This window comes from Massilia eurypsychrophila, from assembly GCF_002760655.1.
Lineage (GTDB): Bacteria > Pseudomonadota > Gammaproteobacteria > Burkholderiales > Burkholderiaceae_D > JAFCUW01.
Genome location: NZ_PDOC01000002.1, coordinates 269,366 through 294,003, shown reverse-complemented (window position 1 = coordinate 294,003; position 24,638 = coordinate 269,366). Strand labels below are relative to the sequence as shown.

Genomic DNA, 24,638 nt, shown 5'->3' with positions numbered 1-24,638 from the left:
ATCTTTGAAAGCACATCTTGCCATACGCTGACGCCATTAGTGTTTCTCCTGAAAGCTGCGCGCCCGGGCTATCACCTCCTTCGCCTGATAGAGTGGCTGGCTACGCCGCGCCTTGCCTGCGGTCATCGTAGGCAACCGGATCGCTTTTGGGAATCCCGGCAGGCAGGCCATCCGCTCGCGCACTACCTGGGCGTCACGCTTGAGGTACGTGGGATCATTGCGATGTCCCAAAGGTCGATGTCGAGGGATCGGGTCGCACCAGCTGGGCGACGGCGGCCGCAAGTTGTTCGATCGATGCTGCATCGCCCATCACGCACCGCCTTTCATCGCGTTCAGCATGGCGGCGCGCATATTGGCCAGCGTGTTCGGCAGGCTGTAGTGGCGCAGAGCCGAACCGGAAGCGAGCAGTAGTGCGCTCAAGTGAATGTCGACGGCGGCCTGGTCGACGGCTGACAGATCGCCTGTGCTGCTAGCAGTAGGTTTGGCGACTTGCTGCACTTTGCACGGCACTTTGTTGACGCATTGAACGTAGCCGCCAGCAGTAGTTCGCCGAGAGGTCGGCAATGCTGCTGCGATCGCGTCGGCCGCTTGCGGTACCGTGTTAGCCCGCGATGGCGGGCTGCGCGCCGCGATAACTGCAGCCTCATCCATTAGCGCCCCGCCTCTTGCTGCGTGCAGGGTTTCGATGGTGCCATTGAGCCGATCTATTTCAGCGAGCATCTCGCCACTCTGCTCCGCCGATGCACACATGGTCTAGATGCGATGTTCTGGCTCTGCCAAGCCGGCCCGCAGGCGCTTGATCGTTGGGAGGCGCAGTTCGTTGAGGATCAGCGGCAGGCGCGCCGCGATCGGTAATGGCCAAAGCGGTTGGCAGACGAAGATCGTCCCGGTGCTGACCTTTAACCGGGTCGAGGTCTACCTTGCGTGCAACCTTGCCGTGCCAGCCGCGCTGGTCGACAAGATCAACGCGGCAATGGAAGCGATGGTGGCGACGGCACCGTCAAACGCATCGACGAGAAGTACGAAAAATGGCCGCGCGGCGGCGCTGGCGCAATAGCACGGTGCCCATTGATCTACCGCACCAGGCAAGACCTTGGGTAGCGGAAATTTGGGCGCAGCAGAAAATCCAGCGAAACAGTAGAGCGGAAATGAAAAAAGCACCGACCGAAGTTGGTGCTTTTTTGCTTTAATTTTGGTGCCCGAGGCCGGACTTGAACCGGCACGCCTTGCGGCGGCGGATTTTGAGTCCGCTACGTCTACCAATTCCATCACTCGGGCGACGATTTCAACATTATACCGTGCGATCATATCGCGACGCATTCTGGCGGAAGCTACACTCCCGGCAACGCGAGCCGCATTATGGCTGATTTAGCAGGATGCGGCAACTGTTTTGGCCGGGAGCGCTCGCCGCCGCGCCTTAGCCCGCCAGCCGCTGCTGCAGCATGCGCAGAACGAACACCGGGCCGACGACGACGATGGCGTGATCGCTGACCTTGACGGTGATCGTATTTTCCTTCCAGCGGACCATCCGGGCCTGCGGCTGGTAGCAGGTGTGGCCGTCGATCGACTCGGCGCGGTTGTAGCCCATCGCCCGGATCGCTTCATCGAGCGTCTTGACGAAGTGCTGGGCATGGAAGCGGGTGTGTACCTGGAAGCGGCCAGGCAGCGCAGCGAACACTGGCGCCAGGCCGCCCAGCAAGACGGGAATCACGATGTAGGCCATCGGCGCGGTCGGATCGATCGCCGCGCACAGCAGCGCGATGAAGGTCAGGCCGACCGCCAGCGCGACTCCAAGCGACGTCAGCTGGCCCCACGACTGGATCGGCCACAGGAAACGGAATGCATCGTGCGCCCTGACCACTTGAGACATCGATACGCTTTTCATGATGAGCTCCCCGAGATGGAACCGTTGACCAGTCCTATATTCTCGGCGTCAATTTCCGTAGCGAATTGAGATTTCTCAAGCCAAATCGAGGTGCGCGCCGCTGCCGCCAGCGGCGAATCTGCTACTTGGCTTTACTTGACGCGGCGGTACAGCCGGAACCGTTCGTCAGGGTCGGACGGGCGCCGTCCTTCCCATAGCAGCGCCCACTGCTTGCCGCGGAAGGCTTGCGCGATTTCGCCGTCGTCTCGCAGGTCCATGCTGTCCTGCAGCAGCAGCAAGTTGCATTGCTCGGCGCCGAAGCCGGCGAAAGTCAGTCCGCCGTAGAAGGCAAACGATGCGCGCTGGGCCGGTCCGACATTGGTCAGGATGCAGGCGCCGCCTTCGGGCAGCTTGGCGGCGATTTGCTGCGCCACGTGGTTGTAGCTCTTGCTGTAATTAAATTGCGGCAGCAGCAGCGTCATCAACAGAATCCAGAACAGGATCAGCCCGCCCGACGACAGCACCACGGCGCGCCACAGCACCGCCGGCTGGCGCGAGATGCGCCAGTGCACCAGCACGAACCAGCCGATGGTGGCTGCGGCGGCCACCAGGAACGCGATGACGCCGAACTCGGCGTCGAAGCCGGGCGACTGCCGCGCCGCGTTCTTGGCCAGTTGCGCCGGCCAGCCGGTCAGCGTGGCCCACCACCACAGCCAGAGGCCGCAGGCAATCATGGTCAGCACCATCACCGAGAACCAGTCGATCGCGTTGATGGTGCCGCGTTTCATCGCCGGCAGCCCGAACGCGGCCATGATCGCCAGCGGCGGCAGCAGCTTGAGCAGGTCGCCGCTTTCCGGCGCCGGATCGCACAGGATCAGCAGGGTCAGTGCGCCGGCAAAGCTGAGCGGCAGCACGATGTGCAGCAGCCGACGCTGGCGCCGCCAGGCATAGATTGCCCAGATCGCAAACGGCCAGGCCGGCCAGAAGAACCAGATGCCGACCTTGAAGAACGCTTTCAGCGAATGCAGGCTCGGCAGGCCGATCTGGCTCACGTTCCAGGCCATCCAGCTGTCGACCGGCGACAGCCCGTAGGGCCGCAGAGTCGCCGCCGGCACGATCCACAGCAGCGCGATCAGCAATGCCACCAGCGCGGCGCAGCCCAGGTCGCGCAGCGTGCGCGCGGCCGGCAAGTCGAGGAAACGGGTGCACAGGAACAGCGCCAGCGCCAAGGTGCATGGCGGCAGCCAGCCACGCGTGAGGGTCAGCGCGCCCAGCGCCAGGCCGATCAGCCCGGCATTGCCAAGGCTTGGGGCCTCGACGTAGCGCACCGAGCGGTACAGGAAGAAGGCCAGCAGCGATCCTTGCAGCGTCACTGCCAGCGTTTCGTGGCTGTTGAGCAGCAGGCCAAGGCAGCCGAGGTAGATCAGCAGGGCGGTGTCGGCCAGCGTGCGGCCGTAATCGTCCGGCTCGGGCTGGCCGCCGAAGGCCAGCCGCAGCGGCTGGGCGTCGGGGCGCCGGCCCAGGTGGAAGGCGGTGTACCAGACCGACAGAGCGCCGAGCACGAAAATGCCGATGGTCGACACGCGCGCGGCCATGACGTCGCCCAGCAACCAGCCGAACAGCTTGATGCAGATGGCACCAAGCCAGAACGCCAGCGGCCCTTCGTCGGCGAGCGGCAGACCGGCGACGTTCGGCAGCAGCCAGTCGCTGACACTGCCGTGCGCCATCGTCCACATGATTCCGAAGCTGGCCGCGTCGTCCTTCCACAGGTCCCGTCCGATCAGGCCGGGCAGGATATATAACAGGCCGAGCCCGAAGATGGCCCAGCGTGGCAAGGCGAGGGTGGCGGCGGCGGCTAGGCGGACAGGCTTCATCGATAACTGTTTGGTCACGGGCGCAGCCCTGAAAGTCGGAAATAGTGCGTAGTATCCGCGAAAAAAAAGCAGCCGTAGCTGCTTTTTTCAATAGCGGCCGGAAACTTAGCCGTTTGCGACGGCGGTCTTCGAACCGACTGCGCCGAATTTCTGGCGGAATTTCTCAACGCGGCCAGCGGTGTCGACGATCTTGTGCTTGCCGGTGTAGAACGGGTGCGATTCAGCCGAAACCTCGATCTTGACCAGTGGGTACTCTTGACCTTCGTGGGTGATTTTGTCACGGGTCTGGATGGTCGAACGGGAAACGAATTTGAAGTCGCACGACACGTCGTGGAAAACGACATCGCGGTAATCTGGGTGAATATCTTTACGCATGGTCTTGCCTCGGTTAATTTTGGTAGCCAATCTGCACTTCGTCGGTCTGCTTGCCTCTTGACCCGGTTGCTGATCACTTGCCAGGGTTTAAATACTGCAACCGGCGATTATACAGGGGTTCCGGGGTGGAAGGCAATAAACGGCTCAGCCGGGGCGCAACAGCGTGAACAGGGTGATGATCATGCCGCTGAAGCCAAGGAAAGTGGTGAGCAGCGTTGCTACCATCCATTTGAAGATGTCGGCCTTAAATGTCAGGATGTCGTTGCGCAACGAACCAGTCGAGTCTCGCATTTCAGTGCGAAGATCCGAACCAAGCTTGCTCATGTCTGCCTTGAGTTCGGCGCGCAACTCGATGAGATCTGCTTTCGTGGCTAGCGTTGGCAGAATTGTGTCGAATCTCGTTTCCAGTACGATCAGTCGCCTGTCCATCTTCCGAATATAGGCGCCAAGATCCCCGTTGGCAAGGTCAGCTTCGTCGGTTCCGGAATTGGGCGCCATGATGGTTTCCCGTGTCAGTCCTTCATTGTCCCGCGCCGGCATGCCGTCCGATTGACCTGCCTCTATCGTCCGTAAACGAAAAAAGGGAACGCCGTAGCGTCCCCTTTTGTGATGCTGCAGGGCGTTAGCCGCCTCGCCTCATCAGGTCGAAGAACTCATTATTGTTCTTCGTGGCCTTCATCTTGTCGAGGATGAACTCCATCGCTTCGATCTCGTCCATCGAGTACAGCAGCTTGCGCAGGATCCAGATTTTCTGCAGCTGGTCCGGCTTGATCAAGAGCTCTTCGCGGCGGGTGCCCGACTTGTTCAGGTTGATCGCCGGGTAGACGCGCTTCTCGGCCAGGCGGCGCTCGAGGTGCACTTCCATGTTGCCGGTACCCTTGAACTCCTCGAAAATCACGTCGTCCATGCGCGAGCCAGTTTCGATCAGCGCGGTGGCGATGATGGTCAGCGAGCCGCCTTCTTCGATGTTACGCGCGGCGCCGAAGAAACGCTTCGGGCGCTGCAGCGCGTTGGCGTCGACACCACCGGTCAGTACCTTGCCCGAGGCAGGGATGACGGTGTTGTAGGCGCGCGCCAGGCGGGTGATCGAGTCGAGCAAAATTACCACGTCTTTTTTCATTTCGACCAGGCGCTTGGCTTTTTCCAGCACCATCTCGGCGACCTGGACGTGGCGCGTGGCTGGCTCGTCGAAGGTCGATGCGACCACTTCGCCGCGGACCGAACGCTGCATCTCGGTCACTTCTTCCGGGCGCTCGTCGATCAGCAGCACGATCAGGGTGCAGTCAGGATGGTTCGCGGTGATCGCGTGCGCCATGTGCTGCAGGATGACCGATTTGCCCGACTTCGGCGACGCCACCAGCAGGCCGCGCTGGCCTTTGCCGATCGGCGCGATCAGGTCGATGATGCGGCCGGTGATGTTTTCCTGGCCCATCATCTCGCGCTCGAGGCGCAGTGGCTCGTTCGGGTGCAGCGGGGTCAGGTTCTCGAACAGGATGCGGTGCTTCGACGCTTCCGGCGATTCGCCGTTGACCTTGTCGACCTTGACCAGCGCGAAGTAGCGCTCGCCGTCTTTCGGGGTGCGCACTTCGCCTTCGATCGAGTCGCCGGTGTGCAGGTTGAAGCGGCGGATCTGCGACGGCGAGATGTAGATGTCGTCGGTCGAGGCCATGTACGAGGCGTCCGGCGAGCGCAGAAAGCCGAAGCCGTCCGGCAGCACTTCGAGGGCGCCGTCGCCAAAAATTTGTTCGCCTGACTTCGCGCGCTTTTTCAGGATCGCGAACATCAGTTCTTGTTTGCGCAGGCGGGCCGCATTGTCGATATCGAGGCCAATTGCCATCTCGAGGAGTGCCGAGACGTGCATTGCCTTCAGTTCAGATAAGTGCATGAGTTGAGTCCCGTGACGGGAAAGTAAAGGTAGGGGAGGGGATTGCGTGGGTTAATCATTGGGGAGGATTCAGACGAGGCTGCTTCGCTTCCCGGCCGGATTTTGACGACAGCGCGGGCGCGCTGCCGTCGCATCATATCAGATGTTACTGTCGATGAATGAAGTCAACTGGCCCTTGGCCATTGCGCCAACTTTCTGGGCGGCGGCAACGCCGTTTTTGAACAGGATCAGGGTCGGGATGCCGCGGATGCCGAACTTGGCCGGCACCGCCTGGTTGGCGTCGACGTCCATCTTGGCGATCAGGATCTTGCCGTCGTATTCCTTCGCCACCTCTTCGAGGATCGGGCCGATGGCCTTGCAGGGACCGCACCATTCAGCCCAGAAATCGACCAGCACCGGACGCTCCGACTTGAGGACGTCGGCTTCGAAAGATGCGTCGGTGATGTGTTTAATATTTTCGCTCATGTTTTTTTCCTCAATTGAGGGTAGGGATCAAATTACGCCGCCAACTGCCGATCAGGCGTTCGTCGGATCCTGCGACGGCACGCCGGCCAGCTTCCTTTTGTTGCAACACTTATGGTGGCGACGGAGTCCGCAAATTCAATAAGTGGAGGGGCGTCAAAGGGGGCGTCAGGCGGGGGATTAGACGAAATAATAACCTATTTTCCAAAAAAGGGGCGTAGGTTCGTACGAAATGTTGAGCAATGCGCAAGCTCGTGCCTTTCCGTCCTTGCCGGCGCCGGTTCGACGGAACTATCCGACGCTGCCGGTGAACTGGTACAGCGCGCCCGGATGCCACATCGTCACCACCGACGCCACCTGCCCCGACGACGTCGTGCGCCGCCGCAGCACCAGGCAGCTTTCGCGCACATCGATCGCCAGCATCTCGGCCACTTCGCGCGGCGCCTGCAGCGCTTCAATGCTGTAGGTGGCGCCCTGCAGCGGCGCTGCCACCATCAGGTGCTCGTTCGGCGTGACCACCGTGAAGTCCTGCTCCAGGTAGCGCGGCGCGCAGGCCGGGTTGACCCAGCGGTCCTCGACCTGGATCGGCGCGTCGTTTTCGAAGTGGACGATCACCGAATGGAACAGCGCGCTGCCGGCGGCCAGCGCGAACTGCTGCGCCAGGACGTCGCTGGCGCGGCCCGCCTCGAGCTTGCGCAGGCTGCTGCGGTGGACGTGGCCGCGCGCTCGGATCTCGTCGGCGATGCTCTTGATCTCGACCAGCGTCGCCTGGTATTTTTTCGGCGCCACGAACGTGCCCGAGCCTTGCCGGCGCGTGAGCACCTGTTCGGCCGTCAGTTCGCGCACGGCGCGGTTGACGGTCATGCGCGAGACGCCGAACTGGCGCACCAGCGCCTGCTCGGACGGCACCACTTCTCCTTCTTTCCAGCGGCCGGCCGCGATTTCGCTGACCAGGTAGTCCTTGATGCGCTGGAAAATAGGCGTGCTGTCTTGCGCGATCTGTTCTTCCAAACTACTCTCCGAGGGGCGGGCGATAATCCGATTCTAGCACTTCAATTCAAAAGCAAGACCCGGGGTTTCTTTCGCCGCCGCAGGGCGCACGATGCTGGTTCGGCTCCCATCCACAGAGGCAAATCATGAACGCAGCAATCCAATCGGCCGGCTACCGCGGCGACGCCGAGCGCTGGCAAGCGGTGCAGAACCGCGACGCCCACGCCGACGGCCAGTTCTACTATTCGGTCAGCAGCACCGGCGTGTACTGCCGGCCCTCGTGCGGCGCGCGCCCGGCGCTGCGCCGCAATGTGCGCTTCCACGACAGCTGCGCCGAGGCCGAGCTGGCCGGCTTTCGCGCATGCCTGCGCTGTAAACCAAACCAGCCGCCGCTGGCCGAGCGCCATGCCGCGGCGGTGGCTCAGGCCTGCCGCCTGATCGACGCCGCCGCAGAGGCGCCCGACCTGGACAGCCTGGCGCGGGCGTCCGGCATGAGCCGCTTCCACTTTCACCGCGTCTTCAAGGCCCACACCGGCATCACGCCGAAAGCCTACAGCGCCGCCGGCCGCGCGCGCCGCCTGCAAGAAGGCCTGGCCGGCGCGCCCACCGTGACCGATGCGATCTACGCCGCCGGCTTCAACTCCAGCGGGCGCTTCTACGCTGCCTCAAGCCAGGTGCTCGGCATGAGCGCCACAACGTACCGCGCCGGCGGCAGCGGCGCCTCGATCCGCTTTGCCATCGGCGCCTGCTCGCTCGGCGCCATCCTGGTGGCGGCCACCGACAAGGGCATCTGCGCCATCCTGATGGGCGACGACCCCGAGCTGCTGGCGCGCGACCTGCAGGACCGCTTTCCGCGCGCCGAGCTGCGCGGCGCCGAACCCGACTTCGAGGCGACCGTCGCCAAGGTCGTCGGCCTGGTCGAGTCGCCCGCCATCGGCCTTGACCTGCCGCTCGATGTGCGCGGCACCGCGTTCCAGCAGCGCGTCTGGCAGGCGCTGCGCGCCATACCGTCCGGCGCCACCGTCAGCTACGCCGAACTGGCCGAGCGGGTCGGCCTGCCTTCCGGCGCGCGCGCCATCGCCGGCGCCTGCGCCGCCAATCCGGTCGCCGTCGCCATTCCGTGTCACCGCGTGGTCAGGCAGGACGGCACCCTGTCCGGCTACCGCTGGGGCGTCGCGCGCAAGGCGGCGCTGCTCGAACGCGAGGGCAAGGCATGACGGCCGATCAGTGGCAGCGCATCGCCGCCGACCTCGATGAACATGGCTGCGCCGTCGTGCCAGGCTTGCTGACGGCGGCCGAATGCGCCTCCTATGCGGCTTCTTACGACTCCGCGCAGCTGTATCGCAGCCGTGTCGTGATGGAGCGCCACGGTTTCGGCCGCGGCGAATACCAATACTTCGCTTATCCCTTGCCGCCGGCGCTGGCCGAACTGCGCGCCGCGCTGTATCCGCAGCTGGCCGCCATCGCCAATCGCTGGTACGGCGCGCTCGGCATCGACACCCGCTTCCCGCCCGATCACGCCGAATTCATCGCGCGCTGCCACGCCGCCGGCCAGCTGCGGCCCACGCCGCTGGTGCTGCGTTACGGCGAAGGCGACTACAACTGCCTGCACCAGGACCTGTACGGTGAACACGTGTTCCCGCTGCAGGTGGCGGTGCTTCTGTCGCGCCCCGGCGAGGACTTCGCCGGCGGCGAATTCGTGCTCACCGAGCAGCGCCCGCGCATGCAGTCGCGCGTCGAGGTGGTGCCGCTCTTGCAGGGTGACGCCGTCATCTTCCCGGTCAGCCTGCGTCCGGTGAACGGCGCGCGCGGGCCGCACCGCGTCAACATGCGGCACGGCGTCAGCCGCCTGCGCGCGGGCCTGCGCCACACCCTCGGCATCATCTTCCACGACGCCCTCTGAGCGGCGGCATGCATGCCGGATTGACCATTTCACAAATGTCTATACACTCTCCAGTTCAACCCAACGGAGAGAAATCCATGCGCCTGGCCCTGCTGCACAGTTCCCTGTTTGTCCTCGCTTCCATGGGGGCGCTGGGCGCCGCCCACGCCGATACGGTGCTCGATCGCGCCAACGGCTACACCCTCAACAGCAAGAACGAGCTGGTGCGATTCGCCTCGCTGGCGTTCGACGACAAGGGCAAGGTGATCGCCGTCGGCAGCGCCGCCGCGGTAGCGGCCAAGGCGCCGAAGGCGCGCCACATCGACATGCAGGGCCGCACCGTTCTGCCGGGGCTGATCGACGCCCACGGCCACGTGTTCGGCCTCGGCGAGATGCTCACCCAGCTCGACCTGTCGACGACGGCCACGCTGGCCGACGCGCTCAAGGCCGTCAGCGCCTACGCCGGCGCTAATCCGAAGCAGCTCTGGCTGCGCGGGCGCGGCTGGAACCAGGAGATCTGGAAGCTGGGCCGCTTCCCCACCGCCGCGGAACTCGACGGCGCTGTGGCGGACCGCCCGATCTTGCTCGAGCGGGTCGACGGCCACGCCGGCTGGGCCAACAGCCGCGCCCTGCAGCTGGCCGGCATCACCAGCACCACGCCCGATCCGGCCGGCGGCAAGATCATGCGCGACGCTGCCGGCAACGCCACCGGCATCTTGATCGACGCCGCCCAGTCCCTGGTGCAGAAGGTCATGCCGGACCAGACCGAGGCGCAGGCCCGCGTGGTGCTCGACCGCGCGCTGGCCGAAATCGCCCGCGTCGGCATCACCAGCGTGCACGACGCCGGTGTCGACTCGGGCAACGACCGCCTCTACCGCGACTACGCCGACAGCGGCAAGCTGACCGTGCGCGTGTACGGCATGATCGGCGGCGTCGAACAGGACTTCGACCGCCTCGCCGCCAATGGACCGCTGAAGAACTACGCCAGCGACATGTATGCGCTGCGCGCTGTCAAGCTGTATTCCGACGGCGCCCTCGGCAGCCGCGGCGCGGCGCTGATCGCGCCCTACAGCGACGAGCCGTCCTCGCGCGGCCTGCTGTTCAGTAGCGCCGCGGCGATGCGCGCGACGATGGAAAAGGCGATGAAGAAGGGCTATCAGGTCAACGTCCATGCCATCGGCGACGCCGGCAACCGCCAGATCCTCGACGGCTACAAGGCGCTGGTGACCAGCACCGCCAGCGCCGGCCAGCGCCACCGCATCGAGCACGCGCAGGTCGTCGCCCTCGGCGACATCGCCCGCTTCAAGAGCATCGGCATCATCCCGTCGATGCAGCCGACCCACGCCACGTCCGACATGAACATGGCCGAGCAGCGCGTCGGCGCCGAGCGCATCAAGGGCGCCTACGCCTGGCGCACCTTCCTCAAGCAGGGTTCGCGCATCGCCTGCGGCTCCGACTTCCCGGTCGAGTCGCCCAACCCCTTCTTCGGCATCCATGCCGCCGTCACGCGCCAGGATGCGCAAGGCAAGCCGGCCGCCGGCTGGTATGCCGGCCAGGCGATGACGCTGAAGGAGGCGTTCCGCTGCTTCACGCTCGACGCCGCCTACGCCGGCCACCAGGAAGACACACTCGGCTCGCTCGAGCCGGGCAAGTGGGCCGACTTCATCGTCATCGACCAGGACTTGTTCACCATGCCGGCCAGCGCCATTCACAAGACCGGCGTGCTGGAAACCTGGGTCGCCGGCCGCAAGGTTTACCAGCGCAAGTGAATGGGGCGGGGCAGGCCGCCGAAAAGTGTTGACGAACTTGTATAGACAACCTAGACTTTAAGCGCCTACCCAATTCCAGGAGCTGCCATGAGCACCGATCCAAGTCACGACGCCGACCCGCGCTTCGATTCGAGCCGCGTCGTCCGCGCCCCGCGCGGCACCGAGCTGGCCTGCAAGAGCTGGCTGACCGAAGCTGCCTACCGCATGCTGCAAAATAACCTCGACCCCGAAGTGGCGGAGAACCCGCAGCACCTGGTGGTGTATGGCGGCATCGGCCGCGCGGCGCGCAACTGGGCCTGCTTCGACCAGATCCTGGCGTCCCTGCGCACGCTCGAAGACGACCAGACCTTGCTGATCCAGTCCGGCAAACCGGTGGGTGTCTTCCAGACCCACACCGACGCGCCGCGCGTGTTGATCGCCAATTCGAACCTGGTGCCGAAGTGGTCCACCTGGGAGCACTTCAATGAACTCGACCGCAAGGGCCTGTTCATGTACGGCCAGATGACGGCCGGCAGCTGGATCTACATCGGCACCCAGGGCATCGTCCAGGGCACGTATGAAACGTTCGCCGAAGCGGGCCGCCAGCACTTCGGCGGCGACTGGGGCGGGCGCTGGATCCTCACCGCCGGCCTTGGCGGCATGGGCGGCGCGCAGCCGCTGGCGGCCAGCTTCGCCGGCGCCGTCTCGCTCAACATCGAGTGCCAGCAGAGCAGCATCGACTTCCGCCTGCGCACCGGCTACCTCGACAAGCAGGCCGCCAGCATCGACGACGCCATTGCGCTGATCCAGCAGCACACCGCCGCGCGCGAAGCGGTATCGATTGGCCTGCTCGGCAACGCCGCCGAGGTGCTGCCCGAACTGGTGCGACGCGCCAAAGCCGGCGGCATCATCCCCGACCTGGTCACCGACCAGACCTCGGCGCATGACCTGATCAACGGCTACCTGCCGCTCCGCTGGAGCGTCGCCGAATGGAAGGCCGCGCAGAAGAACCCGGCCCAGCACGCGCGCCTGAAAGCGGCGGCATCCGAATCGTGCGCCGTCCATGTGCAAGCGATCCTCGACTTCCACGCGATGGGCGTGCGCGCCGTCGACTACGGCAACAACATCCGTCAGGTCGCGTTCGACCAGGGCGTGGCCGACGCCTTCTCCTTCCCCGGCTTTGTGCCGGCGTATATCAGGCCGCAGTTTTGCGAAGGGCGCGGGCCGTTCCGTTGGGTCGCGCTGTCGGGCGACCCGGAAGACATCTACAAGACCGACGCCAAGATCAAGGAGCTGTTCCCGCACCATAAACAGGTGCACCACTGGCTCGACATGGCGCGCGAGCGGATCGCCTTCCAGGGCCTGCCGGCGCGAATCTGCTGGCTGGGCCTGGGCGAGCGTCACATCGCCGGCCTCGCCTTCAACGAGATGGTGCGCACCGGCGAACTGAAGGCGCCGATCGTGATCGGGCGCGACCACCTCGACACTGGCTCGGTCGCCAGCCCGAACCGTGAAACCGAGAGCATGCGCGACGGTACCGACGCGGTGTCGGACTGGCCGCTGCTCAACGCCTTGCTCAACACAGCCGGCGGCGCCACCTGGGTTTCGCTGCACCACGGCGGCGGCGTCGGCATGGGCTATTCGCAGCACGCCGGCATGGTCATCGTCGCCGACGGCAGCGAGGCCGCCGCCAAACGGCTGGCCCGGGTGCTCGTAAATGACAGCGGCTCAGGCGTAATGCGCCACGCCGACGCCGGCTACGAGACCGCAATTGCCTGCGCCGAACGGAACCACCTTGACCTCCCGATGATCAAATAATGATGACTAATTCAACCAGCAGCTGGACCCTGACCCCCGGCGCCATGACCCTGGCCGACCTGCGCGCGGTGTGGACGTCGACCGCGCCGGTGATGCTGGCCGACCGCGCTTGGCCGGCCATCGAAGCGTCGGCCGCCGCGGTGCGCGCCATCGTCGCCAAGGGCGACGCCGCCTATGGCATCAACACCGGCTTCGGCATCCTGGCCAAGCAGCGCATCCCCGACCAGCAGCTCGAGCAGCTGCAGCGCAACCTCATTTTGTCGCATTCGGTCGGCACCGGCGCGCTGCTGTCCGACGCCGTGGTGCGGCTGGTGATGCTGATGAAGATCGGCAGTCTGGCGCGCGGCTATTCGGGCGTGCGCCCGGTCATCGTCGAAACCCTTGTCGCGCTGTACAACGCCGGCATCATGCCGGCCATTCCGGCCAAGGGGTCGGTCGGCGCCTCGGGCGACCTGGCGCCGCTGGCGCACATGACCTTGGCGATGCTCGGCGTCGGCCAGGTGCGCGTCAACGGCGAGCTCCTTGATGCCACCGCGGCGCTGGCCGCAGCCGGCATCGCCCCGGTGGTGCTGGCCGCCAAGGAAGGGCTGGCGCTGATCAACGGCACCCAGGTGTCGACCGCGCTGGCGCTGCACGGCCTGTTCATGGCCGAGCGGCTGCTGGAGGCGGCCATCGTCGCCGGCTCGCTGTCGTTGGATGCCGCCAAGGGCAGCGACGCGCCGTTCGACGCGCGCGTGCACGCGGTGCGCGGCCAGCCTGGCCAGATCGCCACCGCCGCCATCTACCGCGAGCTGATGGCCGGCAGCGCCATTCGCGCCTCGCACCTGGTCGGCGACGAGCGGGTACAGGATCCGTACAGCCTGCGCTGCCAGCCGCAGGTCATGGGAGCAGTCATGGACATCATCATCAACGCCGCCCGCACCTTGCTCATCGAAGCCAACGCGGTGACCGACAATCCGCTGATATTCGATGGCACGATCATCTCGGGCGGGAATTTCCACGCCGAGCCGGTCGCCTTCGCCGCCGACACGCTGGCGCTGGCGATCGCCGAAATCGGCGCGCTGGCCGAGCGCCGCATCGCGCTGCTGATCGACGCCACCTTGTCCGGCCTGCCGCCATTCCTCGTCAAGGATCCCGGCGTCAATTCCGGCTTCATGATCGCCCACGTCACCGCCGCCGCGCTGGCGTCCGAGAACAAGTCGCTGGCCCATCCGGCCAGCGTCGACAGCCTGCCGACGTCGGCCAACCAGGAAGACCATGTCAGCATGGCCACCTTCGCGGCGCGCCGGCTCGACGATATGGCGCACAATACAGCTGTCATCGTCGGCATCGAGCTGCTGGCGGCCGCGCAGGGCATCGACTTCCACCGGCCGCTGACGAGCTCCGCCCACCTCGAGCACGTGCACGAGCAGCTCAGGCGCCAGGTGCCGTTTTTTGATGCCGACCGCTTTTTTGCGCCCGACATCGAGGCGGCCAAGCAGATGGTCATTGACGGAACGCTGAGCGCCTCGTGCAAGGAAGTATTCGCCGCGCTGTACCAATAAGTAAAGCCAGGAGTGACGATGGATTTCGAGTTCAACGCCGGCAGTATCCCGATCCTGGTGTCGATGCCGCATGCCGGCGCCGACATCCCGGACGACATCGCCGCGCGCATGGCGCCGTGCGCGCTTTCCAAGGCCGACACCGACTGGCACCTGCCGCAGCTGTACGATTTCCTCGGCGAGATGGGCGCCTCGACCATTGCCGCGCGCTGGTCGCGCTACGTCATCGACCTGAACCGCCCGCCGGAGGACACCAACCTGTATCCCGGCATGGACACCACCGGCCTTTGCCCGGTCGACACCTTCGGCCGCGAGCGCTTGTACCGCGCCGGCCAGGAGCCGACCGAAGCGGACGTGCGGCAGCGGCTGGAGCGCTACTGGCGCCCGTACCACCAGCAGCTGCGCGCCGAGCTCGATCGCCTTCTGGCGCTGCACGGCAAGGTGGTGCTGTGGGATGCCCATTCGATTGCCTCGATGGTGCCGCGCTTTTTCGACGGCCGCCTGCCCGACCTGAACTTCGGCACCGCCGACGGCGCCTCGTGCGACCAGGCGCTGGCCGACGCCGTGGTGGCCACGGCGCGCGAAGCGAGTCAGTTCAGCATCGCCGTCAACGGCCGCTTCAAGGGTGGCTACATCACCCGCCAGTACGGCCGGCCCGCCGCCAACGTGCATGCGATCCAGCTCGAAATGTGCCAGTGCCTGTACATGGACGAAAGCGCGCCGTTTGCCTACCGGCCTGACGTGGCGCGCCGGATCCAGCCGGCGCTGCGCCAGATGGTGGCCGCCGCCGCCGATTGGGCACGCCAGTGAACGCGCGGCTGTTCGCCCGCCACGCCTTGCTGCCGCATGGCTGGGCGGCGGACGTGCTGATCGAGTGGGACGCCGGCGGCACGCTGGTGGCGGTCACTCCCGGTGCGATTCCAGTCGGAGGGATCGAGATTGCGCAGCTGGTGGTGCCCGGCATGGTGAACCTGCATTCGCACGCATTCCAGCGCGCGCTGGCCGGCCTGACCGAAACGGCCGGCGACAATCCGGACAGCTTCTGGACCTGGCGCGAGCTGATGTACCGCTTCGCGCGCCAAATCACGCCCGAGCAGATCGAAGCCATCGCCGCCCAGCTGTTCGTCGAGTGCCTGCGCCACGGCTACACGGCGGTGTGCGAATTCCATTACGTGCAGCGCGCGCCCGGCGGCGCGCTGTACCCGCGGCCGGCCGAAACGGCCGAGCGGGTGGTCGCCGCTTCGCGCGCCGCCGGTATCGGCCTGACCATGCTGCCGGTCCTGTACAGCTACGCCGGCTTTGGCGAGCTGCCGCTCGGCGCCGACCAGCAGCGCTTTCGCACCTACCCGGAGCAGGTGCTGCAGATGGTCGAGGCGCTCGAACCGATGCGCGGCGGCCAGCTCGAGGTTGGCGCGGCGCCGCATTCGCTGCGCGCCGCGTCCATCACGCAGATACAGCAGCTGGCGCGGGCTATGCCGGCTGGCCGCCCGCTGCACATCCACATCGCCGAGCAGCAGGGCGAGGTGCTGCAGTGCCAAGCTGCCACCGGCATGCGCCCGCTGCGCTACTTGTCCGAGCACGTCGCGCTCGATGCGCGCTGGTGCCTGGTGCACGCGACCCACATCGACGCCGATGAAGTCGAGCGCATCGCCGCCAGCGGCGCGGTCGCCGGCCTGTGCCCGACCACCGAGGCGAACCTGGGCGACGGCCTGTTCCCGCTGGCGCAGTTCAGCGCTGCCGGCGGGCGCTTCGGCATCGGCAGCGACAGCCACGTCTCGCAAAGCCCGGTCGAAGAACTGCGCTGGCTCGAATACGGCCAGCGCCTGCAGCACCAGCGCCGCAACGTCGCGGTGTCGCCGGCGCAGCGCAAGGTCGGCGAATTTTTGTGGCAGGGCGCCTTGCAGGGCGGGGCGCAGGCGAGCGGGCGCAAGGTCGGCGCGCTGGCGGCCGGCATGCGCGCCGACCTGCTGGTGCTCGACAGCGAACATCCCAACCTGGCCGGCGCCTCGTCCGACGACGTGCTCGGCATCTTCGTTTTTGCCGGCAACGACAACCTGGTGCGCGACGTGCTGGCGGGCGGGCGCTGGGTGGTGCAAGCAGGGCGCCACGCCGATCAGGACGCCATCGCCGGCCGCTACAAACAGGCTATCGCTCAACTGCGGGAGGTTCGCTCATGACCATGCTGATTGCGTTCGCCAGCCTGGCGCCGGTGCCGTGGAAAAACGGCGGCGGCAGCACCACCGAGATCGCCATCGAGCCGCCCGGCGCGCTGTTGTCCGACTTCGACTGGCGCGTCAGCCTGGCGACGATTTCGCAGAACGGACCGTTCTCGCTGTTTCCCGGGGTCGACCGCACGTTGGTGCTGGTGGAAGGTCCCGGCATGGTGCTCGATGTCGACAACAGCGGGCGCTTCGTGCTCGGCGAGGACGACGTCATCATCGAGTTCGCCGGCGAATCGGTGATCCAGGCCACGCTCGCCGGCGCGCCCACCATCGACTTCAACGTCATGACGCGGCGCACGGTCTGCCATCACAAGTTCGGCATCCGGCGCCTGACGGGCAGTTCGGTGTTCGCGCCGCGCGGCGACCGCTCGCTGCTGTTCCTGGCTGAAGGCGAGAGCCTGTCGATCAGCAGCGACGACGAGCGCATCGGCATGGTGCGTTTCGACGCCGTCATGTTCGACACCGACACCCTCTGGACGCTGGAGTCCAGCGAAGCGACGGTATTCATTGTCGACATCTTCCTCGGCGCCGAGACTCCATGATGGAGCCTGGCGACACCGTCTTCATCAACCTGCACCTGGCGACGATGGCCGACGGTTACGGAGAGCAGCGCGACGGCGCGGTACGGGTACACGACGGCCGCATCGCCTGGGTCGGGCCGCGCGCGGATGCGCCGGTGGACGGCGCCCGGCTGGTCGACGGCGGCGGCTGCTGGCTTACGCCCGGCCTGATCGACTGCCACACGCACATCGTCCACGCCGGCAACCGCAGCGACGAATTCGAAGCGCGCCTGAACGGCGCCAGCTACGAGGACATCGCCCGCGCCGGCGGCGGCATCATGTCGACCGTGCGCGCCACCCGCGCCGCCACCGAAGACGAACTGCTGCGCCAAAGCGTGCCGCGCGTGGCCAGCCTGCTGGCCGAGGGCGTCACCACCATCGAGATCAAGTCCGGCTATGGCCTCGACCTGGAATCGGAGGCCAGGATGCTGCGCGTGGCGCGCCGGGTTGCAAGCGAGCTGCCGGTCAGTGTTGCCACCACCTTCCTCGGCGCCCATGCGCTGCCGCCGGAGTTTAGCGGCCGGCCCGACGACTACATCGGCGCCGTCTGCGCGATGTTGCCGCAGCTGGCGGCCGAAGGCCTGGTCGACGCGGTCGACGCATTCTGCGAGCGGATCGGCTTTACCAATGCGCAGACCGAACGCGTGTTCGACGCCGCGCGCCAGCTCGCGCTGCCGGTCAAGCTGCACGCCGAACAGCTGTCCGACCAGCGCGGCGCCGAGCTGGTGGCGCGCTACAACGGCCTGTCGGCCGACCACCTGGAGCACCTGGGCGCGGAGGGCGTCGCCGCCATGGCCGCCGCCGGCACGGTCGCTGTGCTGCTGCCTGGCGCCTACTACTTCTTGCGCGACACCACGCCGCCGCCGGTGGCGCTGCTGCGCGAGGCCGGCGTGGCGATGGCTGTGGCGACCGACTGCAATCCCGGCACGTCGCCACTGACGTCGATCCTGCTGGCGATGAACATGGCCTGCACCTTGTGGCGCCTGACGCCGCAGGAGGTGCTGGCCGGCTGCACCGTCAACGCGGCGCGCGCGCTGGGACGCCAGGTCGACATCGGCACCATCGAAGTGGGCAAGCGCGCCGATTTCGCGCTGTGGGACATCGCCCGGCCCGCCGACCTGTCGTACGCAATGGGCCTCAATCCCTGCCGCGGGGTGGTCAATGCAGGCGTGCTGCGCGCGCCGGTGGTAAGCTGGCGCGACTGATTCTTCCTGGAGAGTGCGTGCGCACCAGACTTGTCGCGGCCATTCTCTGGTTCGCAGTATTCATTTTTGCTTCTACCTCGATGGCCGCCGACGCTGTACTGCGCGTCGGCTCGAAACGCTTCACCGAATCGTATATTCTCGGCGAGGTGCTGACCCAGATCGCAGCGAAGCACGCCAAGGCCGAACACCGCCAGGGCCTCGGCAACACCGCCATCGTGCTCGCCGCGCTGCAGGCCGGCAGCATCGACGTCTATCCCGAATACCTCGGCACCATCGACCTCGAGATCCTCAAGAACGCCAGGCCGACCACGCTGGCCGAGATGCGCACGGCGCTGGCGCGCATCGGCCTCGGCGTGGCCGTGCCGCTCGGCTTTAACAATACCTATGCGCTGGCGATGCGCGGCGACAACCGCGGCGTCAGCAAGCTGTCCGAACTGGCGGCCCATCCGGAATTCAAGCTCGGGCTGTCGCACGAATTCCTCGGCCGCGCCGACGGCTGGCCGGGCCTGGCGCAGCGTTACGGCCTGCCGCAGCAGCCGCGCGGACTCGATCACGGCATCGCCTACGAGGCGCTGGCGCAGCGCCAGGTCGACCTGATCGACATCTACTCGACCGACGCCAAGATTGGCCAGTTCGGCCTGCGCCTGCTCACCGACGACCTGGGCTACTTCCCGCGCTACGACGCCGTGCTGCTGTACCGGCTCGATGCGCCGGCGCGCTTCCCGGCAGCCTGGCGCGCCATCGAACAACTCGAAGGGCGCATCACGCCCGAGGCGATGATCGCCATGAACGGCGCGGTCGAACTGCAAGGGAAAAGCTTCGCGGTGGTCGCCGCCGACTGGCTTGCCGGCGGCGCCAAGGCCGGCACGCCAGGCGAGCGCAGTGCCCTGATGGCCAAGTTGTTCGACCGCAGCCTGTGGAAGCTCACGCGCGAACACGTGACGCTGGTGCTGCTGTCGGTGGCGCTGGCCTGCCTGGCCGGCATTCCGCTCGGCGTGCTCGCTGCCTACGTGCCGCGCCTGCGCCACGCCGTGCTGGCGCTGACCGGCGTGCTGCAGACGGTTCCCTCGCTGGCGCTGCTGGCGATGCTGATCCCGCTGCTCGGCACCATCGGCACGGTGCCGGCGCTGGTAGCGCTGTTCGTCTATGCGCTGCTGCCGATCGTGCGCAACACCTGCACCGGCATCCTGCAGGTGCCGCACGGCCTGCGCATGGCGGCGCTGGCGCTGGGCCTGGGGCGGCGCGACCGCCTGCTGCATGTCGACCTGCCGCTGGCGCTGCCGGTGATGCTGGCGGGCGTGAAAACGGCGGCGGTCATGAGCGTGGGCACCGCCACCATCGCCGCCTTCATCGGCGCCGGCGGCTACGGCGAACGGATCACGATCGGGCTGGCGCTCAACGACAACGACATGCTGCTGGCCGGCGCGATTCCGGCGGCGGTGCTGGCGCTGCTGACCCAGGGCGCATTCGAGGCGCTCGAGTGGCTGCTGGCCGGGCGCAGAAAGCTATAGCGACTGCAGTTTCGAGCGCATCGCGGTGACCTCGCGGTGCAAGATGCATTCGGCCTGGAAGTCGTTTTCACGCTGCTCGGCGATGGTCTGCAGGCTGCGCGCATGCATGTTGATTTGTGAGCGCAGCCAGGCTTTCTGGAGCCGCAGAATAAGGGATTTGAATGTGGATTTCATGGGGCCGCCTGCGAAAAGAGACCCATTCTGCGGTTGCCATGCTTATTGCATTTGTGCTAACTCAATCGGGCGCTAGCGAAGTGCATCATTTGACTTAAATCAACCTGCAATCTTCCATCTGAGTAATGATTGCTCTAACGGTTGCACAACAATACGCTGCACGGCGCGATACCAGTCTCCCCTCCCCATCGTCAAAAAATGGGTTAACCCACGGTGAAGTTTCTATCCCGTGGGTTTTTTCTGTGCGGAAGAAAAATCAGGTGCGCGCGCCGCCGGCCAGCTGCGTCAGGGCGTCGCCGGCGACGCGGCAGATGCGCCATTCGGGCATCACATCGGCGCCGACGCCTTTGTAGAACTGAATCGCCGGCTCGTTCCAGTCGAGCACCGACCATTCGAAGCGGCCGCAGTCGCGCTCGACGGCGATCTGCGCCAGCCTGGCCAGCATCTGCCGGCCGAAGCCCTTGCCGCGGTGTGCCTGCTTGACGTACAGGTCTTCCAGGTACAGGCCCTTGCGCGTGAGGAAGGTGGAGAAGTTATGGAAGAACAGCGCGAAGGTGACCACCTCGCCGTTTTCCTCGCCGACGATCGCTTCGCACGACGGGCGCTGGCCGAACAGGCCGTCGTGCAGCTGTGCTTCGGTCGCCACCACCAGGTGTTCGAGTTTTTCGAACACGGCCAGTTCGACGATCATGGCGTGGATGTGGGCGACGTCGGACGGCTGGGCGGGACGCACTGCGAATACGGTGGAAGAAGTCATGGAATCTCTAGGGCAGGGGTTGATGGGAGCGGGCCGAGGGTCTTGACCAGTGGCTGCGACGACGGCGTGCGCACGGCCCACGCCACGCTGGCGAGGCACAATATCATGCCGCACCATTCGAGCGGGCCGGGCCGGTAGTGTTCGAGGCGGATCGACAGCAGCACCGAGATGACCGGGGTGACGACGCCGATGTACACCGCTTTCTGCGAGCCGATCCGGTTGATCAGCGTGAAGTAGGCCATGAAAGCGATCACCGAGCCGAAGATCGACAGGTAGAACAGGCCCATCCAGTAGCGCGGGGCGGACGGCAACACCAGTTGCTGGCCGCTGGCAGCGACCCAGGCCAGCACCATCGCGGTGCCCCAGAACATCGACCAGGCCATCGTCAGCAGCAGGTTCGACGAACGGTCGCGGATCTTGGTGACGATCACGCTGCCGGCCGAGCTGGCGATGGTGGCGATCAGCGCCAGGCCCAGGCCGAGCAGGAAGTGGCCGCTGCCGCCTTGCATGATATCGCGCCAGGCCAGGCCGATCGAGCGGTAGAACAGCAGGCCGACGCCGGCCATCGCCACCGCGCCGGCAGCCCAGGTGCGCCAGCCGATCGCCGTGCCGAAGGCGATGCGGCTGCAGATCGGCGTCCAGAACACCATCAGCGCGAACAGCACCGCCACCAGGGCCGAGACCAGGTATTGCTCGGCGTTATAGGTGCAGATGTAGGACAGGCAGAACGTCAGCAAGCCTTGCAGCATCAGCCAGCGCTGGGTGCGCCACGGCAGGCACAGCTTATCGCCGCGCAGCAGGCACCAGGCGAACAGGGTCGCCGCGGCGATGCCGAAGCGATACGCCACCGACACGGCCGGCGGCACTTCGCCCAGTTGCAAGGTGATGGCCCAGAAGGTGGAGCCCCAGATGAGCGAGGCGATGATGAAGAGGAGAGGTGATGACATTAGGAAAGTATACGAGCTTTCGCCGTTTTCCGTCAGCCATGGCCACAAAACGACGGTTGGCTCGCTCTTGCTTGAGTCGCCGCAAGGAAGCCGGCATTGGTCCGTGGCCGCCCTATGGTGACGGTATCATTTTTACTTCGAGAGGACGGACCATGAAACCATCGCTGCGCGTCAAGATACTGATTCTGATTGGCTACGTCGTGCTGTGCACGTCATTGCTGATGCAGGGCGAGCAGCCGGCCGAACCGGTCACTCCGCATGTCCAGACCGGTTACGACAGTTCGGTTCAGTAGCGCACGTTGAGGCGGCGGTACAGGAAGCTGAGCACGAACAGCGGGCCGATCAGCAGGAAGCGCAGGTCTTCCAGGAACGACGGCTTCTTGCCCTCGATCTTGTGGCCGACGAACTGGCCGATCCAGGCCAGCACGAAAATGGCGATCGACAGCGGCAGCACGGTTTGCGGCGGCATCAGGCGCAGCAGGCCGAGCATCAGCACCGTCATCACCAGCATGCCGATCGCAAACGGACGCGACAGCTGAAAGTAGTACCACAGCGCCGCCGCGCTGACGGCCACCGCTGCCAGCGGATGGATCCACCAGAAGATTCCCAGCAGCGTGAACACGATGACCGGCACGCAGACGAAATGGATCAGCTCGTTGGTGTGGTTGAGGTGGCTCTCGCTGTATTTCGGCAGCAGGACGTCGATGGTGCGCGCTTGTCCGGTCTGTCGCATGGATTGTCTCCGAATGGTTTTTGTTGTCGTGGAAATGCCGTTCGATTCTACACCGGCGCCGCCGGGCCATCGGATAGAATCGCGGCATGCCTCATTCGACTCCCATCGCGGGCGACGGCCTGACCGGGTTGGCGCCGGTGATCGCCGCCAACACGCGCATCCTCATCCTCGGCAGCTTTCCCGGCGCCGCCTCGCTCGCCGCGCAGCAGTATTACGCGCATCCACGCAACCAGCTGTGGCCGATCTTGTCGTTGCTGACGGGCGAGGACCTGGCCGCGTTGCCATATGCCGATCGGCTGCCGCGCCTGCTGGCGCATGGGTTCGGGCTGTGGGACGTGCTCGGCGCGTGCGAGCGCAGGGGCAGCCTCGACTCGGCGATCCGCAATCCGGCCGCCAATGATTTTGCGCGCCTGCGCGAATTGTGCCCGGCGCTGCAGACGGTCGGCTTCAATGGGCAGACGTCGGGAAAGTTCGCGCCCGAGTTCGCCGCTGCCGGCTACCGAACACTAGTGCTTCCGTCGACGTCTCCGGCGCATGCCTCGCTCACCTTGGTGCAAAAGCTGGAGCAATGGAGAGTATGTTTGAGTGCACCACGGCTCAAGCAGCGCTGATGCCCTGCACTCAATTGATCGGATGAACGGCCAATCGCAATCCCATCGCGCCAAGTATCGCGCGCAAGGATTTGAGAGATGGATTTCCTTGCTTCGAGAGAGTGCGATACATCGTATTGGGATTCGCTTCGGCGCGACGGGCGATGTCCTGCACGCCACCGAACGCGGCGCTGAGAGCGCGCAGCGCCAGCATTACATCTGCTTCGTCGCCATTTGCCAGCACTTCCGACAGGTATTCGGCCGCCAATGCAGGATCCGCCAGAAACATTTCGGTGGTCGCGTCTTCATGCGAACGGTGCGTTCGATCCATGTCTGGCCTTCCAGTCTTTTAACAGTTTGATCGCCAATTCGACATCGCGGTGCTGTGACTGCTTGTTTCCGCCGCACGTCAGCAGAATGACGGTATTTGCAACGAATCCGAAATAGACTCGGTAGCCGGCGCCGATATCGATTCGTAGTTCCTGGATGCCTCCGCGTACGGATTTGCTGTCGCCGGGCAACCCAATTTCCAAGCGCGCGACCCTACGAACGATTGCAATCTTCGCCTGCCGGTCTCGTAGGGAATCGAGCCATTCCTGATAGAAGTCTTTGCCTTTTTGTGTCCAAGTAATGAACTATGCTGTACATATTAGCTTATAAGCGAATATCTGCAAGGCGCCGATGTTGGGCCCATCAGTTGCAGAAAGCGTCCAGAATCACACACGCTGGCCAGCGCGTATTGATTGATTCTGCATAGGTGACAGCTCGTCTCGAAGGCCGCCCCAATCCGACTTGCGCTCCGCGTTAGCGGGTTTGCGACACCACCCGAACCACCGACTCGAGGTAATTGCCAAACCCCATGCGCAGGTAGAGCTGATGCGCGCCATCGTTGGCGCGCATGACGTGCAAGAACGGCGACTCGCCACGCGCCATCTGCAGGTACACCAGCTTCATCATCAGCTTGCGTGCGTAGCCGCGGCCCTGGTAATCGGGATGCGTGCACACGCCGCTGATTTCGCGCAGGCCGACCACGTGCGCCCGCTCGCCGGCCATCGCCACGAGCTTCCCGCCATCGAAGTAGCCGAAGTAGTCACCCAGCTCGATGGTGCGCGGACCGAACGGACCGGGTTTGCACAGCGTCGCCAGCTCCAGCGCCTGCGCGGCGTGCTCGGGGCCGAGGGCAATGGCGTCGGGCGCCGCGTCGGCCGACGGCGCCGGCGCGTTCCACAGCATGCGGAACATGGTCGATTCGGCCTCGATCTGCCAGCCGTCGGGCGCGGCGCCCGTCCAGCTGTCGCAGTAGAAGTGTTCGCCCACGTCGCAAAACGGCGCCAGCGCGGCGAAGTCGGGCTGCTGCGGATCGGCGAAGCCGAGGATCGGCGAGAAGCCGCGGGCGTAGCGGCGCGCGCCGCCGGCGCCGCTGGCATACTGCGCGTGCGGGCCGGTCAGCGCGGACCAGAAAATCGTATCCAGAAGAGGGAGGCGGGGCATGCGCCGATT

Annotated in this window: 28 protein-coding genes and 1 tRNA gene; 13 read left to right on the top strand and 16 right to left on the bottom strand. The window is 65.5% G+C overall.

What is annotated here, in order from left to right; translation table 11 throughout:
- Positions 1 to 309 precede the first annotated feature (309 nt).
- Positions 310 to 720 (bottom strand): hypothetical protein, encoded by a 411-nt coding sequence (locus CR105_RS27715; RefSeq protein WP_131021603.1) that lies wholly within the window; start codon positions 718 to 720, stop codon positions 310 to 312.
- A gap of 100 nt (positions 721 to 820) precedes the next feature.
- On the opposite strand from CR105_RS27715, the gene CR105_RS04190 reads away from it, so the two are divergent.
- On the top strand, positions 821 to 1,057 hold the full coding sequence (locus CR105_RS04190) for a hypothetical protein (RefSeq protein WP_099787183.1): 237 nt from the start codon (positions 821 to 823) through the stop codon (positions 1,055 to 1,057).
- Positions 1,058 to 1,193: 136 nt separating this feature from the next.
- Here CR105_RS04190 and CR105_RS04185 read toward each other — a convergent pair.
- From CR105_RS04185 to hutC, 8 genes are all read right to left on the bottom strand, one after another.
- Positions 1,194 to 1,278, bottom strand: a tRNA-Leu gene (locus CR105_RS04185).
- A 139-nt stretch (positions 1,279 to 1,417) separates the two neighbouring features.
- A complete protein-coding gene (locus tag CR105_RS04180; protein ID WP_099787182.1) occupies positions 1,418 to 1,885 on the bottom strand; it encodes a hypothetical protein in 468 nt (155 codons plus the stop codon).
- A gap of 131 nt (positions 1,886 to 2,016) precedes the next feature.
- A complete protein-coding gene (locus CR105_RS04175; protein ID WP_099787181.1) occupies positions 2,017 to 3,738 on the bottom strand; it encodes an ArnT family glycosyltransferase in 1,722 nt (573 codons plus the stop codon).
- A 105-nt stretch (positions 3,739 to 3,843) separates the two neighbouring features.
- Positions 3,844 to 4,113, bottom strand: a complete 270-nt coding sequence (locus tag CR105_RS04170) for a type B 50S ribosomal protein L31 (protein WP_099787180.1) — start codon at positions 4,111 to 4,113, stop codon at positions 3,844 to 3,846.
- A 144-nt stretch (positions 4,114 to 4,257) separates the two neighbouring features.
- Positions 4,258 to 4,611 (bottom strand): hypothetical protein, encoded by a 354-nt coding sequence (locus CR105_RS04165; protein ID WP_099787179.1) that lies wholly within the window; start codon positions 4,609 to 4,611, stop codon positions 4,258 to 4,260.
- A gap of 124 nt (positions 4,612 to 4,735) precedes the next feature.
- The gene (rho, locus tag CR105_RS04160) at positions 4,736 to 5,998 is read right to left on the bottom strand and encodes a transcription termination factor Rho (protein WP_099787178.1); all 1,263 of its coding nucleotides are present in this window, start codon (positions 5,996 to 5,998) and stop codon (positions 4,736 to 4,738) included.
- Between the two features lie 138 nt (positions 5,999 to 6,136).
- Positions 6,137 to 6,463 (bottom strand): thioredoxin TrxA, encoded by a 327-nt coding sequence (gene trxA / locus CR105_RS04155; protein WP_099787177.1) that lies wholly within the window; start codon positions 6,461 to 6,463, stop codon positions 6,137 to 6,139.
- Positions 6,464 to 6,751: 288 nt separating this feature from the next.
- Entirely contained in the window at positions 6,752 to 7,471 is a 720-nt protein-coding gene (gene hutC, locus CR105_RS04150; RefSeq protein ID WP_099787176.1) for a histidine utilization transcriptional repressor HutC, read from the bottom strand.
- Positions 7,472 to 7,596: 125 nt separating this feature from the next.
- On the opposite strand from hutC, the gene ada reads away from it, so the two are divergent.
- The 10 genes from ada to CR105_RS04100 all read left to right on the top strand — a co-directional run bounded on the left by ada (position 7,597) and on the right by CR105_RS04100 (position 19,937).
- Complete coding sequence (gene ada, locus CR105_RS04145) at positions 7,597 to 8,667, top strand: bifunctional DNA-binding transcriptional regulator/O6-methylguanine-DNA methyltransferase Ada (protein ID WP_099787175.1); 1,071 nt, start codon at positions 7,597 to 7,599, stop codon at positions 8,665 to 8,667.
- Positions 8,664 to 9,353, top strand: coding sequence for a 2OG-Fe(II) oxygenase (locus CR105_RS04140; protein WP_099787174.1), 690 nt, complete (start codon positions 8,664 to 8,666; stop codon positions 9,351 to 9,353). Before ada ends, CR105_RS04140 begins: the two co-directional genes overlap by 4 nt.
- A gap of 77 nt (positions 9,354 to 9,430) precedes the next feature.
- Entirely contained in the window at positions 9,431 to 11,101 is a 1,671-nt protein-coding gene (locus tag CR105_RS04135; protein ID WP_099787173.1) for an amidohydrolase, read from the top strand.
- Positions 11,102 to 11,188: 87 nt separating this feature from the next.
- Entirely contained in the window at positions 11,189 to 12,898 is a 1,710-nt protein-coding gene (hutU, locus tag CR105_RS04130; protein WP_099787172.1) for a urocanate hydratase, read from the top strand.
- A gap of 2 nt (positions 12,899 to 12,900) precedes the next feature.
- Positions 12,901 to 14,442 carry a histidine ammonia-lyase gene (gene hutH, locus CR105_RS04125; protein WP_099787438.1) on the top strand — a complete coding sequence of 514 codons (1,542 nt, stop codon included), beginning with the start codon at positions 12,901 to 12,903 and terminating at the stop codon, positions 14,440 to 14,442.
- 18 nt (positions 14,443 to 14,460) lie between these two features.
- Positions 14,461 to 15,249, top strand: a complete 789-nt coding sequence (gene hutG, locus CR105_RS04120; protein ID WP_099787171.1) for an N-formylglutamate deformylase — start codon at positions 14,461 to 14,463, stop codon at positions 15,247 to 15,249.
- Positions 15,246 to 16,616, top strand: a complete 1,371-nt coding sequence (locus tag CR105_RS04115; RefSeq protein ID WP_229413618.1) for a formimidoylglutamate deiminase — start codon at positions 15,246 to 15,248, stop codon at positions 16,614 to 16,616. The genes hutG and CR105_RS04115 overlap by 4 nt, the downstream gene beginning before the upstream one ends.
- On the top strand, positions 16,613 to 17,203 hold the full coding sequence (locus CR105_RS04110; RefSeq protein WP_099787169.1) for a HutD/Ves family protein: 591 nt from the start codon (positions 16,613 to 16,615) through the stop codon (positions 17,201 to 17,203). The genes CR105_RS04115 and CR105_RS04110 overlap by 4 nt, the downstream gene beginning before the upstream one ends.
- Positions 17,200 to 18,426, top strand: coding sequence for an imidazolonepropionase (gene hutI, locus CR105_RS04105; protein ID WP_370660667.1), 1,227 nt, complete (start codon positions 17,200 to 17,202; stop codon positions 18,424 to 18,426). Before CR105_RS04110 ends, hutI begins: the two co-directional genes overlap by 4 nt.
- 80 nt (positions 18,427 to 18,506) lie before the next feature.
- Positions 18,507 to 19,937, top strand: coding sequence for a glycine betaine ABC transporter substrate-binding protein (locus tag CR105_RS04100; RefSeq protein WP_099787167.1), 1,431 nt, complete (start codon positions 18,507 to 18,509; stop codon positions 19,935 to 19,937).
- Here CR105_RS04100 and CR105_RS04095 read toward each other — a convergent pair.
- From CR105_RS04095 to CR105_RS04085, 3 genes are all read right to left on the bottom strand, one after another.
- Positions 19,932 to 20,111 (bottom strand): hypothetical protein, encoded by a 180-nt coding sequence (locus CR105_RS04095; protein ID WP_099787166.1) that lies wholly within the window; start codon positions 20,109 to 20,111, stop codon positions 19,932 to 19,934. The two genes, CR105_RS04100 and CR105_RS04095, sit on opposite strands and share 6 nt — an antisense overlap.
- Positions 20,112 to 20,367: 256 nt before the next feature.
- Positions 20,368 to 20,868: a GNAT family N-acetyltransferase gene (locus CR105_RS04090; protein WP_099787165.1), complete on the bottom strand. Its 501-nt coding sequence runs from the start codon at positions 20,866 to 20,868 to the stop codon at positions 20,368 to 20,370.
- On the bottom strand, positions 20,865 to 21,815 hold the full coding sequence (locus CR105_RS04085) for a DMT family transporter (protein WP_099787164.1): 951 nt from the start codon (positions 21,813 to 21,815) through the stop codon (positions 20,865 to 20,867). Before CR105_RS04085 ends, CR105_RS04090 begins: the two co-directional genes overlap by 4 nt.
- Before the next feature lie 152 nt (positions 21,816 to 21,967).
- Between CR105_RS04085 and CR105_RS28200 the strand changes: the two genes are divergently transcribed.
- Entirely contained in the window at positions 21,968 to 22,108 is a 141-nt protein-coding gene (locus CR105_RS28200; protein WP_180288081.1) for a hypothetical protein, read from the top strand.
- Here the strand turns inward: CR105_RS28200 and CR105_RS04080 are convergent.
- On the bottom strand, positions 22,102 to 22,548 hold the full coding sequence (locus tag CR105_RS04080) for an Mpo1 family 2-hydroxy fatty acid dioxygenase (protein ID WP_099787163.1): 447 nt from the start codon (positions 22,546 to 22,548) through the stop codon (positions 22,102 to 22,104). The two genes, CR105_RS28200 and CR105_RS04080, sit on opposite strands and share 7 nt — an antisense overlap.
- 86 nt (positions 22,549 to 22,634) lie before the next feature.
- On the opposite strand from CR105_RS04080, the gene CR105_RS04075 reads away from it, so the two are divergent.
- Positions 22,635 to 23,159, top strand: coding sequence for a DNA-deoxyinosine glycosylase (locus CR105_RS04075; protein WP_099787162.1), 525 nt, complete (start codon positions 22,635 to 22,637; stop codon positions 23,157 to 23,159).
- Between the two features lie 10 nt (positions 23,160 to 23,169).
- Here the strand turns inward: CR105_RS04075 and CR105_RS04070 are convergent, their stop codons facing one another.
- From CR105_RS04070 to CR105_RS04060, 3 genes are all read right to left on the bottom strand, one after another.
- The gene (locus CR105_RS04070) at positions 23,170 to 23,469 is read right to left on the bottom strand and encodes a helix-turn-helix domain-containing transcriptional regulator (RefSeq protein ID WP_099787161.1); all 300 of its coding nucleotides are present in this window, start codon (positions 23,467 to 23,469) and stop codon (positions 23,170 to 23,172) included.
- On the bottom strand, positions 23,444 to 23,698 hold the full coding sequence (locus tag CR105_RS04065) for a type II toxin-antitoxin system RelE/ParE family toxin (RefSeq protein WP_229413646.1): 255 nt from the start codon (positions 23,696 to 23,698) through the stop codon (positions 23,444 to 23,446). The genes CR105_RS04070 and CR105_RS04065 overlap by 26 nt, the downstream gene beginning before the upstream one ends.
- Before the next feature lie 244 nt (positions 23,699 to 23,942).
- On the bottom strand, positions 23,943 to 24,629 hold the full coding sequence (locus CR105_RS04060) for a GNAT family N-acetyltransferase (RefSeq protein ID WP_099787160.1): 687 nt from the start codon (positions 24,627 to 24,629) through the stop codon (positions 23,943 to 23,945).
- Positions 24,630 to 24,638 lie beyond the last annotated feature (9 nt).